A 15,654-nucleotide genomic window follows, 5' to 3' on the forward strand; every position below is an offset into this window, starting at 1 on the left:
TTGGGGTGTGGTCCCCGGGCGCCCCCCTGGCGGGTTTTTTTTACATACGGTTTCCGTTGGGTTGGGGGGGGGGGGGGGGGTATTTCTTGGGCCCCCCCCCCCCCCCACCCCGAAATATTTACGTAACCAGGCATTGCCCGTCGATTTCTCCGAGCTCTCGACCAGTCAACCGGAAGCTTCGCCGCAGAACCCTTGCGCGGAACGTACCGAGTGCTGGAGCGGGCCGAGTTCATCGAGCTCCCCGAGAGTTCCCCGACATCCCGAGTGAGCCATATCCCCCTAGTGTTGAGCCTTTTTAGAGCCGATTGAGGTTAGACGTGGACGGTCAGCCGAGCTCCGACATCATCGATGAGATACGGGACATTCCCATCTATCGAAAGTCGATTGAGCAGGGATTCTTCCCCATCCTGGAGAAGCCGGAGATAGCCGACGGCTTCCCGGACAACTGGATGACTCCACGGTTGGCCAAGGCGCTGGAGGAGGGAGAGGCGGAGTTCGTCCTCTCCACCGGCACCAACCACGCCCGCATGCAGATCATTCGGCCGCCCTACTTCCTGCTGAAGACGTACTACCGGCTCTGGAGCGAACACCCCGACATCGCGGACACCTGGGAAGAAGGGTGCCGCCGCGTCTCGATCACCACGCTCCTCGCCACGGAACACGTGGCCCGCGTCAACGCCAAGAAGCGGGGAACGGTCCCCGAGGACGTGACGGCCCTCGACGACCGGCGACTCGACGAGCGGACCGTCTATCTGAACCTTCGGCTCGATCCCGAACTCTGGCTCCGCGAGGACGTGGAGCGGATGATCGCCGAGATCCGCACCGAACAGCAGGCCCATCCACTGGGGCGCTATCACCTCGACTGCTCCGGCTACCACCTGGCACATCTCATTCGCAAGGCCCGCGAATGGGGCCTGTGGGACACCTTCCCGCAGCCCGCCAGCGTGATCACGGCCTACGAGTACACGCCGGCCAACGTCCGTGCCTATCTCGAAGACCACATGGACTGTCCGGTCGTCGACCTCTTCGGCAGCACCGAGTTGGGCTACCTGTACTACAGCGACCACACGGGCCGCTATCACCCCCATCTCGATCGGATGAGCCTGGAGTTGGTCCCCGTCGCGCCGGGCAGCCACATCCACAGCCTCATCGTGACCAGCCTGCGCAGCCCCCACATGCCGCTCATCCGCTACCGCTCCGGGGACTGCGTCCGCACCATCGACGGCTCCACCGACCCCACGAAGGTCACCCGCTTCTGCGGCCGGGAGAAGGAGCTCCTGCCCACGCCGAACGGGTTGGTCTCCCAGGGCGACCTCGACGACGCCGTCGCCACCGCGGCCCCGGAGGTCTTCCTCTACCAACTGCGCGACGAGGGCAACGGGAGCTTCCGACTGCTGTACACCACCTTCGACGGGGTCCCCCTCGAACCCTCGGAGAGCGCGGGTCTGGAGAAGTTCATCGGCGAACTCACCGGATTCCATTGCGGCACCGAACACCGCACGCACATTCCGATTGGGATATCAGGAAAGTACGCCTGGCTCAAGATGGATTCCTAGCTCCCCCAAGTTTCCGATCCGGCTCTCGAAACCCCTGACTCTTGCCTCCCACCTTCGGAGCACTTCCCCGGAGTCAGGAACCGGTATCGAGAGCCGGAATCCGGATTTCCCGCGGGCCCTCTTCACACCAACTGTCGGCCCCATTCCAACGGCAGGCCGTGCACCCACCGGGCCCCTGCACGAGCAACACCAGCGAGCGACGCCGGACACACGGTCATCGTGCTCACGGCCGAACGCCGAATACCCTCTCTGGAGAGTCATGCAGACAACGCAACTGGTCACCGAATCCGACCTCACGAACCTCCTCGGCGACACTCTGCACGCCGAAGTCATCGAGTACTTCGTGAAGGACACCGGCGGTACGACCGAAGTGGTCGAACGCCAAGTGATCGAATGTATGCGTTACCTCTATCTGATTTCTCGCTACCGGACGGAACTCAGCGGTCTCTTCCTGCCCGTTGAGCAGCACATCGACGAGATCTGGCACTATCTCATCCTCCAGACGCGTGAATACGTGGAGCTGTGCGAGGAGAAGCTGCCCGGCCGGTTCTTCATCCACCACCGCAGCATCGGCTACGAGGACTACGCACAGGAGCCCGGCCGCGAGCAGTCCATCGAGGAGGCGCTGCGCTGGATTCCGCTGTACTGCAAGGAATTCGGCCCCTTCGACGAGGGTGCGCTGCCACACTGGACGATCGTCCGCTTCCTTCACCAGCGCATGGAGATGTCGTTGGAGGAGATCTCGGCCCTGGAGCCCGCAGCGTCGGCGGCGTAGCGCGCAAGCGCTGCCCTCCCCCGTGCCCCGGGGCCACCCCAAGCCCCCGGGGCCACCGCAAGCGCCGGGGGAACGCGAGGAGCGAGTAATGACGTCCCCGACCAGCGCCGACGGGCATGAGCCGACGGGCCCCACGGAACATCCCGCCCAACGCCGGATCCTCACCGTCCTGGTGATCTCCCAGATCCTCAGTGGGGCGGGGCTCGCCGCCGGAATCACCATCGGAGCCCTGCTCGCCGAGGAGATGTTCGGCTCCACCGGGCTCGCCGGCATCCCCAGTGCCCTGTTCACGGCCGGCGCGGCCGTCGGAGCGGTCGCGGTCGGGCGAGCCTGCCAACGCTGGGGCAGGAGGCCCGGTCTCACCGTGGGCTATGTCGCAGGGACGATCGGCAGCCTGGGGGTGGTCCTCGCCACCGCGCTGGACAGCATCCTGCTGCTCTGCGTCGGCCTGCTGGTGTACGGCATAGGCACGGCGACGATCATGCTCGTCCGCTACACCGGTGCCGACCTCGCATCGCCCGAGAGGCGGGCCCGCGCGGTCAGCATCGTCCTGTTCGCCCTGGCGGCCGGCACCATCGCCGGCCCCAATCTCGTCGGGGTGACGGGCGACCTCGCCGACGACTGGGGACTGCCTCGGCTGTCGGGCCCCTTCCTGCTCGCCGCCCTCGCCTTCGGCTCCGCGGCGTTGTTCGTCTGGATCTTCCTGCGGCCCGATCCGCTCCTGGTCTCCCGAGCCCTTGCGGCCGAAGCGGAGGCCGAGCGGCTGGCAGATCCCGCAGAGGCGGATGTGCCGGCTCCCCGCGCCACCATCTCGTCGGCGGAGCGCCGCATCCTGGTCACGGGTGTGACGGTGATGGTCCTCAGCCAGATCGTGATGATCGCGATCATGACGATGACGCCGATTCATATGTCGGACCACGGTCACAGCACCCAGACCGCGGGCACGGTCATCGGCCTCCATCTGGGTGCGATGTATCTGTCGTCGCCGATCTCGGGCATCCTCGCCGACCGCATCGGCCGCCCCTTCACAGCCGCGCTCGGCACCATGATCATGTTCGCCGCGGCCCTGGTGGCCGCCCTGGCCCCCGGTCACTCCATGGTGGCCATGTCAGTGGCGCTGATCCTGTTGGGGCTCGGCTGGAGCATGGGCTTCGTCAGCGGTACGGCCCTGGTCACCGACGCCCTTCCGCCGGCGACCCGCGCCGCGACCCAAGGCACCGTGGACGTGGGACTCGCCGTCGCCGCCGCCACCGGGGGCATGGCCTCCGGCCTGGTGTTCGCGGGCGGCGGCTATGACCTGCTGGCCCTCTCGGGCGGCTTCCTGATCCTGGTACTGGCCCCGCTCGCGGCCCTGCTCACCGTGCCCGCGTCCAAGGCGTCGGGAGCGGCCAAGGCCCCGGCGGCAGCCGAGCCCGCCCACGATGACGTACCCAGCAGGTAGACCGACCGCTGCCCCGGCCCACCGCCTCGTACGAGGGTCGGGCCTGCGCGGTGCTGTGTTGGGGCGCATCTCACCCGTACCGCGGTGCACGGCGGCGTACGTGGCGTACGGATGACCGCAGGACTTCAGCGATGGGTCACTGGACCAGGTCGGTGTGCGGATGACCCGGGCCGAGGTCGGCCGAACAGACATAGAGCTGGAGATGGTTGGCATCCGCGACCTGGACCCCGGGCGGGTTGGCCGCGCTGTTGTCGTCGAGCGAGGCGTGGCCTTGGTCCTCGTACGGGATCCAACCCTCCTGTCCGCTGTTCCATTCGTCCGATGCGATCGTCAGTAGTGGGCTCATCGCGGCGCCACAGGCGATGCAGAACCGGGCGATGGGATCGGTGAGGCCCCACGGGGGCCAGCCACCGACCTTCCAGCCGGGGGCGGTGGACAGCTCGTCCATGTAGAACTCCTGCGGGGCGATCTCATAGGTATCGTCCACCGCGACGCCGCCCGCCTGCCAGTTGCTCCAGTCGCTCAGACGCTGCTGCAACTCCTCGTCCAGATCCAGGAAAGCGGGGTACTCGACGATCTGCTCGGGCGCGAGCACACAAGGCTCCGGTAGGTAGCCGTCGTACTCCGTCTCGGACGGCTTGGGCGGTGTGACCAGGATGTCGGTGACTTCCGCGGCGGTTCGCCAGAACAACTGGGTCGGAGGCTTGTGCTCGGGCGGGTGCTCGAAGGGGCACCACAGCACCTGGAGCACATCGTGATGTCCGCCCGGCCGGTGGGGCGGTCTCAACAGGGGTACGTCGCGCGTGTACAGCTGGGCCACGGGCACCAACGGGCTGACGGGCCCTTCATGCCACTTGTCGCAGTCCGGCCAACGCTGCCTGGCGGGCCACAGAAGCGGCCCGCCGATCGAACTGTCGTGGGGCGAGGGCGCCCCGGAGCGCGGGTGCAACCGGGTCGCCGGGCGCGCGAGCGGGGCTAGCTGCGGAAAGAGCTCGGTGACGTCGAACGGCCGCGGAGGCGTGGTGCGGGTGATGTTCATACCGGCGATGCTGCCAGCAGCCTCTGACAGACGGATGTGAGAGCCCACAGTGAGAGCCCATCCCCGCCCTGGTCCGGAAGCAGTGGTTCGGATGCGCGCCCACTGCACATCAGTTGACGACGCGCCCGGCCCAACGGCAAGAACGGGCCGGGGGAAATACCCCTGGCCCGTTCGGGAGGTCAGACGACACCAACCTGTTCACCAAATACTAGTTGGCATCCTGTTGTTCCAACCATTTGGTGATCAGCTGGTTCGTCTCTTCCGGCTTTTCCTGCTGGATCCAATGACCGCAATCCAGATTGGCCACTTCCACATTGGGCACGAACTCTGCCAGCTTTTCAGACCTCTGGACCAGATCCCGGTCTCCGTAGATCATGAGCGTGGGCTGCTGGATGATCGGGTCAACGTCCGCCAGCAAGCGCCAGTTGCGGTCAAGGTTCCTGTACCAATTCACGCTGCCCGTGAACCCCGTCGATTCGAAGGCGGAGACAAAGACAGCCAGTTCGCGATCGCTCATGACGGGATCGCCGAGTGGTGTTTCCGCCCTGGCGAGATCGATCAGCGCCATACCCGGCTGAGGCTCCCTGAGGGGCTCGTTCTTCCGGTACATGTTGCGAAGGAACTGGAAGGTGTTCTCGTCGAACACGGCGTCCGCGACGCCTGGCTGCCGATTGAAGTGGACGAAGTAGAAGTCGCCGCCCAGCACGAGTTCCATGAACTCGATCCAGGGCTGCTCTCCACGCTCCTGGTACGGCAGGCTCAGGTTGATCACTCTGTTCACACGGTCCGGATGCAGCAGGGTCAGTCCCCAGACGACCATGGCACCCCAGTCATGACCGACGAAGGTGGCATCCTCGTACCCGTAGTGATCGAGAAGGGCGACGAGATCACCCGACAGGTGTTCGATGTCGTACTCCGTCACTTCGGCCGGACGGGATGAATTGCCATAACCCCGCTGGTTCGGGACGATGACGTGGTAGCCCGCAGCAACGAGGGCGGGCACCTGATAGCGCCAGGAAAAGGCGTGCTCCGGCCAGCCGTGACAGAGCACAATGGGTTTTCCCGCATTCTGTCGACCTGCTTCAAATACCTCAAGTTCCACACCGTTGACTGGAATGAGGGTGGCCTTGGGGAAATCGGCTGGATCGAACATCGCATTTCCTCTTTCTTTCGGCTTGATCAGACTCAGCCGACGAAAATTCCCGAAGACAGCGCCGCCGTACCGCTGACGGACCGAGGGCCGATGCGGTTGGGGGCAGTGGGACTCGCCGGTGAGGCTATGTCGCCATCCTGCCGACTGAAACCGGTCAACCCATGACCGGTTTTATGTGAAATGTTGTTGGTATGCGAACCGACCGGCTGGTGGCCATCCTCCTCCTGCTGCAACGGCGCGAGCAGGTGACAGCAGCGGAGGTCGCCCAGGAATTGGAGATCTCCGAGCGCACCGCCCGCCGCGACCTCGACGCCCTGGCCATGGCCGGGGTGCCCGTGTACTCCATGCAGGGCCGGGGCGGCGGCTGGCGCCTCGTGGGCGGCGCCCGCACCGACCTGTCCGGGCTGACCGCGAGTGAGGCCCGCGCCCTGTTCCTGGTCGCCGGCCCGGCATCGGCTGCGACGCCAGCCGTGAAAGCAGCTCTGCGCAAGCTCGTCCAGGCCCTGCCGGAGCCCTTCCGCATGCAGGCCGAGGCAGCGGCGTCGTCGTTGGTCAAGGACCCACAACGATGGGGGGCGGATCGGATCGAAGTCCCACCACCCCGCTTCCTCGACGAACTCCAGGACGCGGTGATCCGCGGTGTCCAGGTGCGGATTGGTTACGTCGATCGCGAAGGAGCCGAAACCCAGCGAACCGTCCACCCGCTGGGCATCGTCGCCAAAGGTCCGTCGTGGTACCTCGTCTCCCACACCGAGTCCGGCCGGCGGACCTTCCGGATCGACCGCGTGTCGTCCGTCGACCCGACCGACGATCCCGTACACCGACCCGAGGACTTCGACCTCGCCGAGAGCTGGCGCGAGATCGCCGACGAGATTGACCGCAGGCGAACGCCCCTCGAACTCCAGGCGCTGTGCGTGCCCCATGGGGTGGGCAAGCTCCGGATGGTGCTCGGCGGTCGGCTCCAGGTGGGGGGTTCCACGGCGGACGGCCGCATCGAGGTCGTGATCCGCGGCTACAACGAGTACGCGCTCGCCGGTGAGCTCGCCGGGTTGGTCGAATGGATCGAGGTGACTGGCCCTCCGGGTGTGCGGGACCACCTGGCCTCGATCGGCACCGCGCTCGTCGAGCGATACGGCTGAGCCCGTCCCGCGTCGCTCGTCGAGCGATACGGCTAAAACCGTGCCGTGGTGTCAGAGCGCGGATCGTGGAGGCGCCCTCGCGGAGAGCGGTCGTCGCAATGCGTTCCGGGGGCGCCTGCCCTTTGCGGGTGCCGACACGGTTCCCACCAGCGCCCTCAGGCGTCAGCGGGCCCGGGTGGAATCGTGTCAGCGTGCCGCCTGCGTCACTTCATCGACCCACCTACGGGCCTCAAACGCGAAGTCGACCTTGCCCACGTCGTGGTGGGCGGCGATATAGCGATGGGCCGTGGGCTTGTCACGCCAGTAGAACTGATCGGGAGCGCCGGGCCGCAGATAGATCTCGCAGCCGACGGCGTTGGTGACGAACGTCAACTCCAACGTCGCCGGACGGTCTGCGGTGCTCAGTTGGTCGCGCAGGACGAAGACCTGGTGGCAGTAGAGGTGCGACTCCGTATCCGGTACCCGCTCCTCCTTCACCTGGGACGACTCCCAGGAGTAGCCGGCTCCGGCAAGGGCGTTGAAGATCACTTCGTGCAGGGGGAGTGCGGCCACGTGGACCAGGTCATAGTCCCGCTGCTCTGGCTCTCCGCCCTCCTCCTCAAGCCCGGTGCGCACACCGAGCACCACGCCGACCGTCTGACCGGAGATCTCGGTCAGCGGTGTTTCCCACTTCAGACGTTCTTCAAAGGACTTGCGCTGTTCTTCTCCCTTTTGAAGCGTCACCCAACTGATTCCGGAAGATATTCGCCCCAGGTATCTGTAGGTGTGCTCCCCGGACGGCTCATCCGCCTGAACCCCCAGTTCAAGGCTGACGTAGTCGACCTTGAAGACTCCCTCCACCGAGCGTACGCACACTTCCCCCTTGAGCGGACCGCCCGGATAGCTAGGGCCGGGAGCGATCTCCGTCTCGACCTCCGCCGTTGCGCCGCTCTTTCCGAACAGCCTCTTGAAAACCATCTACGGGCCCTCCCCAGAACACCGTTGGCTGAATCTGCGCTCTATGAGCGCACCCCGGCGCCCATTATCGGCCGGATCAGCCGTCTTGCTCCAACTCATCACGTGGAGCACGGCTTTGCTCGACTGTCGGAGTCGCATGCCAAGTCGAATCCACTGCGGCGAAGTTGACACGTCACGCTGTGGACCCACGTCCCTTCCTGTCTCTCCCCGGAGCCAGGAAGAGGGAGGCGTGGGGCCGCGATCGGGGCCGGCTGCCATGCCCACTGCCCGTTGGGGTTGCACTCCAGGCCCGCCGGCCAGCTTGGCCAGCGTGGTCAGCTGGGGCAGGAAGTTCCGCTGGTGGATGGCAGACCACCCGCCCGGCTCGGGGAGGTCAGGGGTTGATGAGGCGGCTGGTGAAGCCGTCGCGGATGAGGGACTCGTACGCTGCATGCGCGTCCTCCGGCACTTCCTGCTCGATGGCGAATCCGAGCTTTGGATACTCGATGACTCGCTGGAGGTCGCCGACGAGCATGTCCAGGACGAGTTTCTCGTCGCCGATGGACTTCAGATAGTCGTCGAATCCCAGCGGCTCCGACGTGCAGAGGATCTCGACGTCGGGCCACAGCTTGCGGGCGGTCGCGAACGACCGCCTTTCCATGTAGGGCTTGGAGACCAGTAGCACCGACGTCGGAGCGATGCCTGCGGCGACGAGGACTTCACGCGAGAGGGTGATGTTCTGCCCGGTGTTGCCGGCGTTCGGTTTCAGCAGGATCGCACCGGCGGGGACGCCGAGGTCGATGGCGTGCTCGCGGAAGTGGACGGCCTCACCACGCGGGAAGACCTTGACGGTGGTGGGGCTGTTGCCGCCGGTGAAGAGCAGGGTCGGGAAGAGCCCGGAGTGGTACAGCTCGGAGGCATGGGCTGCGACGCCGAGATCGTGGCTACCCAGCCCGATCGCCACGTCGACGGGCCGCAGCTCGTGCTGCATCTGGTGGTAGTTCCAGATCAGTTTGGCCTGGCGCCTCTGCTCCAAGGTGATGCCCTGCTGGTCGTTGCTCACGCGCTTCTCCTTGGCCCCGCTGCCAGGGCAGGTCGGGCCCTGACCCATGGCTTTGATGCCTTCGGTACTGCGCAGCCGGTGCACAAGTCCGTACTGCGCGGCCACCGTGGCGGCCTGGTTGAGGACGAGGTGTCCATCATCCCGGGTGGCTGCATCGGAGAGCAGGATGTGGCCATGAGCGGTGTCCAAGTCGCACTCGTGCCTGTTGAGTGAATGGATCGATCAATCCCTCGATGAGATCAGGTGCAATGGGCGTCACATTGGGCGTGGTGGTACTGACGATGGGGGATCGCAACCCTGATCTCCTGGCCCTGCTGGAGTCGGTTTCGGCTCAGGACGGAGAGCTCGCCAAGGTCGTGGTGCTCGGCCAGGGAGCGGGGCTTCCCGAGCTTCCGGCCGCTGTGACGGGCGTGGAGCTCCCGGAGAACGTGGGGATTCCCGCCGGCCGGAACGCCGGGGTTCGGTGGCTTCGGGAACACGGCGGTATCGATGTCGTGGTGGTCCTGGACGACGACGGCCTTCTTCCTCGGACCGACACCTTCGAGCTGATCCGGGGGTTCTTCATCGAGAACCCGCGCCTTGGAGTGGTGAGCTTCCGGATCGTGGACGAGGACGGTCTGACGCAACGCAGGCACGTTCCCCGCTTGGGCTCGTCCGATCCGACCCGTTCAGGTGAGGTCACGACGTTCCTCGGAGGCGGGCACGCCATTCGGATGAGCGTGATCGATGAGGTCGGCGAGTTCCCGGGGCCGTTCTTCTACGCACATGAGGAAACCGACTTCGCCTGGCGGGCGCTGGACGCGGATTGGGAGATCCACTACCGGGCGGATCTGCTCTTGCGTCACCCCCGTACCGAACCCTCCCGCCACGGTGCCTACTACCGGAACACGGGCCGGAACCGAGTGTGGCTGGCCAAACGCCATCTGCCGGCCGTGCTGATCCCGGTGTACCTCACGTCGTGGGCGCTCTACACCCTGGCCCGCAGACCACCCCTGGCCGGTCTCGCCTCGTGGTGGGCCGGATTCTTCGAGGGGGTCCGCACTCCCTGTCCGCCGCGCCGCCCGATGCGATGGCGGACGGTGTGGCGCATGACCCGCCTGGGACGCCCACCGGTGCTCTGATCGTCTGCGAGCGCGCTGCACTGCTGGTGCGCGTTCGCGCTCGTGCTGAAGTCCGACCTCCCGGTGTACGAGGCCCGTACAACCATTCGCCCGGTTGATGGGTCTTGGCTTCATCGCAACGTGTGCTCTCTCGTTCGAAAGCCTCGGGGCCCGTTGGGTCCCGCACCGCACAGGAGACTTCAGCCGTTCATGCACAGACACCTTCGGCTCACCCTCGCCACCGCCGTTTCCGTCGCCCTGACGGGTGGATTGCTGGCCGTCACTGCGGGAGCGGCGAGTGCCGCGACCAAGCCGGCCAAGTATCCCGATGACTTCAACGGCGACGGCTACCGCGACTTCGCCGCGTTCCAAGGCACGAACAGCCCGCGCGGTGGTGCGGTGAAGGTCATCTTCGGCACCGCAAAGGGGGCCGGTACCAAGACCCAGGTGATCAGCCAGTCCAGCCCCGGTGTCCCCGGCACTGGCGAGACGGATGACGAGTTCGGCAAGCGGAGTGCCGCTGCTGACTTCAACGGTGACGGCTACGGCGACCTCGCCGTCTCAGCTCCTTCCGAGGACGTCGGCCAGAACCAGAACCAAGGCGCCGTGACCATCCTGTGGGGTTCCAAGAACGGCCTCGACGGTGGTACGGCCGTCCCCAACAAGGTGGCTGTGGCGCCCTTCGCCACATTCGGGGTATCCCTGGCCGCCGGTGACTTCAACGGTGACGGCAGGCCGGAACTCGCCGTGATCGGACGGAGCAGGACCCACATCTACCAGGGCACGTTCACCCGGCAAGCGATCAGCGAGAAGGTGACGAGTCCGGACCATCCCACACTGTGGGACACCGGGCTTATCGCGGGCGCGGTCACCAAGGACAAGGCCACTGACCTGGTCGTACTGGGATTCTCGTCGGATCCCAAGGTGCGCGTGAGCGAAGCATGGTTCCTCAAGGGAGGCACGAAGATCACCCCTGGAAAGTCCCAGCGGCTCGGAGCCGACAACAACGTCAGCCTCAACGGAGTGATCGCTGACTTCAACAAGGACGGCTACGGTGACATCGCCGTGGGCAATCCGTGGGACGCGAACAACTCCGGTTCGGTCACCGTGTGGAGGGGCGGCTCCAGCGGCCCCGGTACCGCGACTCGCATCACCCAGTCGACGTCGGGCATCACCGGCACACCAGGACGAATGGATCGGTTCGGCACCTCCCTCTCTGCGGGAGACATCGACCGTGACGGCCATTCCGACCTTGCGTTCGGTGCCTATGGCGAAACCGTTGGCGGCCGTTCGTTCGCCGGAGCTCTCCATGTCCTTCGGGGTGGCAAGGTCGGATTGTCGGGCACCGGATCGCAGTTCATCACCCGTTCCACGGCGGGGGTTCCCGGATCCGCCAGGGAGGACGACGAGCTCGGTGTGTCGGTTCGACTGCGCGACCTGAACGGTGACGGCCACGCGGACCTCCTCGCACGCTCCACGAGCTCCTCGCTCCTGATGCTGGGTGGCAAGAGCGGGATCTCCACCCAAGGGATCACCGAGGTCGCCCCGGAGTTGATTGACGGAAGCCTTCAGTAGCGCGTCGGGCCCAACCGGCGTGCTCGGTAGAAGCGCCCCGCGCTGTACGGAGCACGTGGGGCCGCGTTGCAACGTTGCCGCGTCATGGAGACTGTCCGCTTCAAAGGGTGATCAGAGCGGGGAGTCGTGAGCGCGGCTGCGGTCCCACGTTGTGGGATTTACCAGTTTTGAACTCGGCATCCCACTGCGACACCCTTTTGTCCCCCATGGGCACTCGTCAGGAGAGGCCGGTCAGAACTGCTTCTTGAGCGTCACATTGGCATTGCCGATGACTGTCCGGCTATCGGTGCAGAGCTGAGGTTCGGCGCTCCAGGGCCCTTATCACTGCGAGCAGGTTGATATCGCGCCACGCTGCCTGTTGGCGACCTCCGTCACCGGAGAACGCGAGGGTTCGACTTTGTTCAGACAGGGGCGCTGGCTGTCATGTCGAAGCCCGTATCGTGACCATGGATTCGCTAATGCGAACCGATGTGTCGAGTGATCAAACATCTCAAGGAGTGACGCCCTGGTGAAGGTCGGTCACTTTGGCGTGTGCGGTGCGCGTCGCTTTGTCCAGTTAATGGCGAATCGAAGGCGGAAGGTCTTGAGGGAAGTGCGGCGAGGCTGGGCTGGTTGGTTCAGAAGTTCACTAGGGGCTATGGCATGGGCAAGTCAAGTGGGCATATTTGGACGTGTTTCCGGGGGTGTCTGTTGCGATGGTGAAGATCTCGCTAACTTCATATTGCGATCATAAATCAGCGACGGTTCGAGTTGCTGCCGGGCGAGGTGTGCGCGCCTTTCCCGGTCTGCGCGCGTGAAACCCAGTAGGGCGTCGCACAACGGAATGGACGGGTATGCAAACGAAGAATGCTCGGAGAACTCGCGGCCTGGTGGTCGGTGCGGTAATGCTGAGCTTCGCCGGTTTAACCGCGACTCCCGCTCTTGCGGAGGGGTCGTGGACTTCCTACATATCGAACTGGAACCTGTACAACACCTCCCGTACATGGTCGGACGGGAACACTGACGCGGTCGGTACTTCTGTACGCTTCACGGGTTGCAGCACCGACAATGTGTTCAATTCGGCGACGCTCAAGCTCTGGAAGTCCGTGACGGGCCCTGACGAGGACAGGGGTAATCAGGTCAACACGTGTAACCGTGTCTTCTGGGGCGATGTCTCTGCAGGAAGCTACTACTTCGAACTCTGGGGAATCAGCAGCGGAACGCTTCTCAACGTCACGACGGTGAAGACCGAGTACTGAGACTGAGTTCCCGTTACGTACTCTAGGTGTCCCGGCGCGTCAGCGTGCCGGGACACCCCTTCGCGCCGATCGACCAACGACAACCCGTCCTCGAACAGAGGGCGTCGGATGGTGTTACCTCATGGCTCTGGCTTTTCGAAATCTCGTCTTCCGCTATGGCCCCAGGGCCGAGGTGTTCCATGGTCTCAACTTGAGCATCGCAAACCACTCGACCGTACTGCTTGGTCCGAACGGGGCCGGGAAGTCGACATTGATGGCCCTCGCCGCTTCTCATCTGCGGCCGAATTCGGGCTCGGTGACTTGGCGGGATCTGGATGCGTCGGGCCGGAGGGATCGGGTCGAGTACCGGACCGCGGTGGCCTGGATCCCGCAGCAGATCACGCCTGTCCCCGGGCTGACCGTACGTGAACAGGTCGCGTACGGAGGCTGGTTGAAGGGCATGTCGCGCAAAGCTGCTTGGGATGCTTCTCAGCAGGCGGTCGAGCGAGTCGGTCTTGCCGATCTGGCCACCCGTAGAAGTCACCAGGTGTCAGGTGGGCAATTACGTCGCATGGGCATCGCTGGTGCCCTCACTCACCGCAGCGAAGTCATTCTCATGGATGAGCCGACTGCCGGACTCGATCCGCAGCAGAGGCGGATGTTCCGCTCGCTGTTAGAGGAACTCGGCGACTCCGTGCAGGTGGTCGTGTCCACACACCAGACGGAGGATCTCGCCGATCTCTACCAGGAGGTGGTTGTCCTCGACCGGGGAGTTGTCCGTTTTCAGGGGCCCACGGAGGAGTTTCACTCCCTCGCCCAGGATCTCGGTTCCCAACAGGGGCGAGCGGAAATGGCCTATGCGCGACTGGTCGACGGGGAGGCATGAGCATGCTGCTTCGTACCACTCTCCGTTCCTCCTCGGCGTCCGTTCTCCTGCCGCTCCTGGCCGGTTTCGTTCTTGTCGTCATCGGCCCTGATCTCACACCGTGGGTCACGGCTCACTACTGGCCCTCGGTGACGGGAAACGCAACCCTTGCGCTCCCCTTCGTCGCCGCTGCCTGTGCGGCTTCCGCAGCCTGGGAAGGCGCCCGACTGAGTCGGGGCAGGGCCTTCGACCAGGCGCCGGTACGCGGGCCACTGGCCATCACCATCCCGGTACTGATTCCGGTGGTTGTCATGGGGCTAGTCGGCATGGCGTTGGCCCTCCTCCTCTCCGCGGACGCCGCTGATGTCGGCCTGGGGCTTCCGAGCCTCGGGATCCTGTCGGTGGTGACGGGGGTGCTGATTACGAACACAGTCGTCGGCTGTGTCGTCGGCCGGGTCATGCCCGCAGTCTTGGCTGCGCCGCTGGCCCTGATCAGTAGCTTCTTCGTCAATGCTTATCCCTCGTCGTGGAGCATCTACTGGTTGCGGCACCTCGTTGGGGGCGGTCTCGACAACTGCTGCTCGGCCGATACCGCACTGGACACAAGGGCCTTGTCGAGTCCCGTGGTGTTCATGACTGCCGTATGCCTCGCGGCATTTGTGCTGATCTGGCGTAGAGGCAGCATGGCGTCCCTGGCCGTCGCATTGGTTCTCACACTCGGCGGATTCGGCATCGCGGGATATCTCGCCCGGGACCTCGGCGCCGAACCCTTGCAGGCGCGTCAGACCAGCGACCTGCTCTGCGACGGGGAACGGCCCACCGTGTGCCTGTGGCCCGAGGTCAGTGACAAGGCCATGGTCCATCGCGAAACACAGAGTGCAGTGGCCAGGTTCGAGGCGGCGGGAATCCGCATCGCGGGCACGCTCACCATGGCCCATCGCCCGGCCTCCGATGAGTCCACGCTGGGAATTCCCACTGACCCGCGTGTTCAGGACATTCCGGCGGGTGTCGCATCTGGCATGCTGCCGCCGGTGCCCGATTGCGCGCTCAAGGGTAGGCCCTACCCGGCGGGCGACTCCATCGGTCCCATGGCAGCCTGGCTCTACGCCATTGCCGGCGCGCCCGTCGATTCAGTTGCTGGCAGATTCGGGGAACAGGAGGCGGCATTCGCCCAACGGCTGCTGAAGCAACCTCGTGCTGCCCAGGTGTCCTGGTTCGAACGTACGACTGAGGCGATGCGGCACTGCGGTACTGCGGCGCCCCGTGTCGGTTGAACTTCACGGAAGGCAGTACATGATCTGGTGGCTCAGGGTGCGCGCCGCGCCCGTCCTGGTAGCAGGCACGGCGTCAACCATCGTGATCGGCTTACTCATCGGGGACACGGAGATCCCCGTGCCCATCGCAACCAGCGGAGCTGGACGCTTTCTTGTGGCTCATTTCATCGGTGTGATCCCCGCAGCGTTGCTGCTGTTCGGGACAGGACGCGGTGACTCCTTTACGGAAGGCGTTGGAGCGCGTTCCGTACGGCAGTGGGATACAGGGCTTGCGGTGGCCGTGTCGCTTCTGTGCCTGTTCACATCGGCGCTGTTCTCGGCCGCGGGCACCGGTGACACGACCATGGTCGTGGGGCGGAACGTAGCCGGATGTATCGGGCTGGCTCTGATACTTCAACCATTGATGGGCCACCTCATCGGTGCCGCCGCCCTTCCTGTCATTCCCCTGGTCTGCGCGGCGTCCGGCTGGGCGCCAGGTGGACGACCAGAACCATGGGCGTGGCAGTTGCACCCAGGCGACT

At 65.1% G+C, this 15,654-nt stretch carries 13 protein-coding genes; 9 read left to right on the top strand and 4 right to left on the bottom strand.

All coding sequences use genetic code 11. From position 1 onward, the window contains the following. Positions 1-317: 317 nt before the first annotated feature. From ACFXJL_RS06630 to ACFXJL_RS06640, 3 genes are all read left to right on the top strand, one after another. Positions 318-1,556 carry a hypothetical protein gene (locus tag ACFXJL_RS06630; RefSeq protein WP_384689768.1) on the top strand — a complete coding sequence of 413 codons (1,239 nt, stop codon included), beginning with the start codon at positions 318-320 and terminating at the stop codon, positions 1,554-1,556. Positions 1,557-1,815: 259 nt separating this feature from the next. Continuing rightward, entirely contained in the window at positions 1,816-2,331 is a 516-nt protein-coding gene (locus ACFXJL_RS06635) for a hypothetical protein (protein WP_384636465.1), read from the top strand. 88 nt (positions 2,332-2,419) lie between these two features. Continuing rightward, complete coding sequence (locus tag ACFXJL_RS06640) at positions 2,420-3,772, top strand: MFS transporter (RefSeq protein ID WP_384689771.1); 1,353 nt, start codon at positions 2,420-2,422, stop codon at positions 3,770-3,772. Positions 3,773-3,908: 136 nt separating this feature from the next. Here ACFXJL_RS06640 and ACFXJL_RS06645 read toward each other — a convergent pair whose 3' ends face one another. After that, positions 3,909-4,811, bottom strand: coding sequence for a hypothetical protein (locus ACFXJL_RS06645; protein ID WP_384689774.1), 903 nt, complete (start codon positions 4,809-4,811; stop codon positions 3,909-3,911). A gap of 208 nt (positions 4,812-5,019) precedes the next feature. Next, positions 5,020-5,964, bottom strand: a complete 945-nt coding sequence (locus ACFXJL_RS06650; RefSeq protein ID WP_384689777.1) for an alpha/beta fold hydrolase — start codon at positions 5,962-5,964, stop codon at positions 5,020-5,022. A gap of 191 nt (positions 5,965-6,155) precedes the next feature. Between ACFXJL_RS06650 and ACFXJL_RS06655 the strand changes: the two genes are divergently transcribed. Continuing rightward, complete coding sequence (locus tag ACFXJL_RS06655) at positions 6,156-7,103, top strand: helix-turn-helix transcriptional regulator (RefSeq protein ID WP_384689780.1); 948 nt, start codon at positions 6,156-6,158, stop codon at positions 7,101-7,103. Positions 7,104-7,289: 186 nt separating this feature from the next. Here the strand turns inward: ACFXJL_RS06655 and ACFXJL_RS06660 are convergent, their stop codons facing one another. Together ACFXJL_RS06660 and ACFXJL_RS06665 are read right to left on the bottom strand one after the other, a co-directional pair. Beyond that, positions 7,290-8,060, bottom strand: coding sequence for a sporulation protein (locus ACFXJL_RS06660; protein ID WP_384689782.1), 771 nt, complete (start codon positions 8,058-8,060; stop codon positions 7,290-7,292). A gap of 373 nt (positions 8,061-8,433) precedes the next feature. Beyond that, a complete protein-coding gene (locus ACFXJL_RS06665; RefSeq protein ID WP_384690332.1) occupies positions 8,434-9,102 on the bottom strand; it encodes a YdcF family protein in 669 nt (222 codons plus the stop codon). 233 nt (positions 9,103-9,335) lie between these two features. Here ACFXJL_RS06665 and ACFXJL_RS06670 point away from each other — a divergent pair, with 233 nt between their 5' ends. The 5 genes from ACFXJL_RS06670 (at position 9,336) to ACFXJL_RS06690 (ending at position 15,133) form a co-directional block, all read left to right on the top strand. Further along, complete coding sequence (locus ACFXJL_RS06670; RefSeq protein ID WP_384689785.1) at positions 9,336-10,223, top strand: glycosyltransferase family 2 protein; 888 nt, start codon at positions 9,336-9,338, stop codon at positions 10,221-10,223. A gap of 189 nt (positions 10,224-10,412) precedes the next feature. Further along, positions 10,413-11,777, top strand: coding sequence for a VCBS repeat-containing protein (locus ACFXJL_RS06675; RefSeq protein WP_384689788.1), 1,365 nt, complete (start codon positions 10,413-10,415; stop codon positions 11,775-11,777). An 833-nt stretch (positions 11,778-12,610) separates the two neighbouring features. Next, on the top strand, positions 12,611-13,015 hold the full coding sequence (locus ACFXJL_RS06680; protein ID WP_384689791.1) for a hypothetical protein: 405 nt from the start codon (positions 12,611-12,613) through the stop codon (positions 13,013-13,015). A gap of 121 nt (positions 13,016-13,136) precedes the next feature. Continuing rightward, on the top strand, positions 13,137-13,880 hold the full coding sequence (locus ACFXJL_RS06685; protein WP_384689794.1) for an ATP-binding cassette domain-containing protein: 744 nt from the start codon (positions 13,137-13,139) through the stop codon (positions 13,878-13,880). After that, on the top strand, positions 13,877-15,133 hold the full coding sequence (locus tag ACFXJL_RS06690) for a hypothetical protein (protein WP_384689797.1): 1,257 nt from the start codon (positions 13,877-13,879) through the stop codon (positions 15,131-15,133). Before ACFXJL_RS06685 ends, ACFXJL_RS06690 begins: the two co-directional genes overlap by 4 nt. Positions 15,134-15,654: the final 521 nt, after the last annotated feature.

Origin of the sequence: Streptomyces sp. NPDC059256, assembly GCF_042753785.1 — a bacterium.
Taxonomy (GTDB): Bacteria; Actinomycetota; Actinomycetes; order Streptomycetales; family Streptomycetaceae; genus Streptomyces.